General features: G+C 68.4%; 3 protein-coding genes. All 3 read right to left on the reverse strand.

Annotated features, from left to right (window positions below):
• On the reverse strand, positions 1 to 150 hold a 150-nt coding region (locus tag ABZ078_RS44315), incomplete at its 3' end, for a VOC family protein (RefSeq protein WP_356584370.1).
• A 164-nt stretch (positions 151 to 314) separates the two neighbouring features.
• Positions 315 to 1775, reverse strand: coding sequence for a SulP family inorganic anion transporter (locus tag ABZ078_RS44320; protein WP_356584366.1), 1461 nt, complete (start codon positions 1773 to 1775; stop codon positions 315 to 317).
• Positions 1776 to 1789: 14 nt separating this feature from the next.
• Positions 1790 to 2173 (reverse strand): carbonic anhydrase (locus ABZ078_RS44325; RefSeq protein WP_356584368.1); only part of this gene is annotated, 384 nt, incomplete at its 5' end.

A 2173-nucleotide genomic window follows, 5' to 3' on the forward strand; every position in this document is an offset into this window, starting at 1 on the left:
AGGCGGCCGCGAGCGATCGAAATCGTCCCAGGTGGCAAACCCCTCCGGCGGCGGCGATACGACGTACCCCAACACCTCGCACCAGAAACGAGCGAGGCGCTCAGGTTCTGCGCAGTCGAAGGTGACTTGGAACTGCTTGATCGATGACATCGGCGCACCATAACAAGGGGGCTGCGCGTAGTTGTTCTGGAGAGTCGGATTGCTTCCAGGTGGTGAGGGACATTGTCCCGTGGCCGGTCGTTTGGGCTGGTCAGTGGGGGCTGGTGGGCCGGGCGGTACGCGTGTCATGTGCACCGCCCGGCCGCTGGGCGATGTCAGGTGTTCGCCGTGACCTTCACGGGGTCGGTGTCGGGTGCGCTGTGTCGCTCGGCCCAGTTCTCCAGGGCCGTACGGCAGGCGTGGTCCAGGTGGTGCAGCCCGGACAGGTCCAGCTCGATCGGGCGGTCCTGGGGGAGGTTCTCCAGGCTGTCGAGGATCTTCGGCAGCCTGAGGAAGGTCGCGTTACCCGACAGGTAGACCTGGATGGGTCCGGCGCCCTTGTCTATGACCTCCGTCTTGAGATGCGAGGCCTCCCAGGCGGTCTTGGCGACCGACAGGGCCAGGCCGATCAGCACGCCCTCGAACATGTTCACCGCGACGATCGAGACCGCGGTGACGACGAGGATCAGCGCCTCGCCCTTGTGCTCCCGCCACAGCGTCGCGACCTGCTGGAACGGGATCAGCTTGAAGCCCGCGTGGACCAGGATGCCGGCGAGCGCGGGAATCGGGATGAGGGCCAGGGCCCAGGGCATCGCGGCGGCGAACAGCAGCAGCCACACGCCGTGCAGCACACGGGACGCCTTGGTCTTCGCGCCCGCGTTGACGTTGGCGGAGCTGCGTACGATCACCGCGGTCATCGGCAGCGCGCCGAGCAGACCGCACACCGTGTTGCCCGCGCCCTGGGCGATCATCTCCTTGTTGTACTCGGTACGCGGACCGTCGTGCATCCGGTCCACGGCCGCAGCGCTGAACAGGCTCTCCGCCGAGGCGATCAGCGCGAACGCGACGATCGTGCCCCAGATGGCCGGACTGGCCAGCTCACCGAACGCCTCGGCCCCCGGCGGCTGGATGACGCCGAGCAGGCCCTCGACCTGGACGGTGGCGACCGGCAGGCTGAAAGCGAGGGTGGCGAGCGTGGCCAGCACCACCGCGGCGAGGGCGCCAGGCACGGACTGCACCGCCTTCGGCATCTTCTTCCACAGCACGATGACGGCGATGGTGCCCGCGCCGATCGCGAGGGAGGCCAGGGCCTCGGTACTGCCGAGCGCGTCGGCGAACGCACCGGGCAGACCCGCGATCTTGCCGATTCCGGTCTGCGGCGCCTTCAGGCCCGCCGCCGCGTAGATCTGCCCGGCGATGATCACCAGACCGATACCGCAGAGCATGCCCTCGACGACGGATACGGATATCGCCCTGAACCAGCGGCCTATCTTGAGGAAACCCATGGCGAGCTGGAGGAGACCGGCGATCAGTACGATCACGCCGAGCGTGGCCACCCCGAACTCGCTGACGGCCTCGAAGACCAGCACGGTCAGGCCGGCGGCCGGCCCCGACACCTGAAGGCTGCTGCCGCGCATGAGCCCGGTGACGAGTCCGCCCACGATGCCGGTGACCAGCCCGAGCTCGGCCGGGACCCCGGAGGCGACGGCCACGCCGACACACAGCGGCACGGCGACCAGGAAGACGACTATGGAGGCGAGGAAGTCCTGCTTCAGATAAGGGAACTTGGACAGCATGGTCTCAGTCCCCCTCAGAGCGTCTCGAACGTGTCGGACTGCGCCCGGTGTTCGCGCACGATGCCGGTGTGGACCTCGTAGTACCAGCCGTGCAGCCGGAGTTCACCCGACTCCAGGCGCTTGGCGATGCCCGGGTACGACCGCAGCCGCAGCAACTGGGCGAGAACGTGGTTCTGGACGGCTTCGGCGACGGTCGGGTCGCTCGTGTCGGAGCACTTGGGCTCGTCGGCGGCGTTCGTCAGCCAGTCCCGCACCGCCGGCACGGCGGTCAGGTCGTCGCCGCGCACCAGCGCGCCGATGGCACCGCAGTGCGAGTGGCCGCAGACGACGATGTCGTTGACGCCGAGGACCTCCACGGCGTATTCGATGGTGGCCGCCTCGCTGGTGGGGTGCTCGGA

This window comes from Streptomyces sp. NPDC006385 (assembly GCF_040612485.1).
GTDB lineage: Bacteria > Actinomycetota > Actinomycetes > Streptomycetales > Streptomycetaceae > Streptomyces.

What these genes read in the sequence shown, in the direction of transcription:
- ABZ078_RS44320 (WP_356584366.1), bottom strand. Translation starts at nt 1,775, where the DNA reads ATGCTGTCCAAGTTCCCTTATCTGAAGCAGGACTTCCTCGCCTCCATA.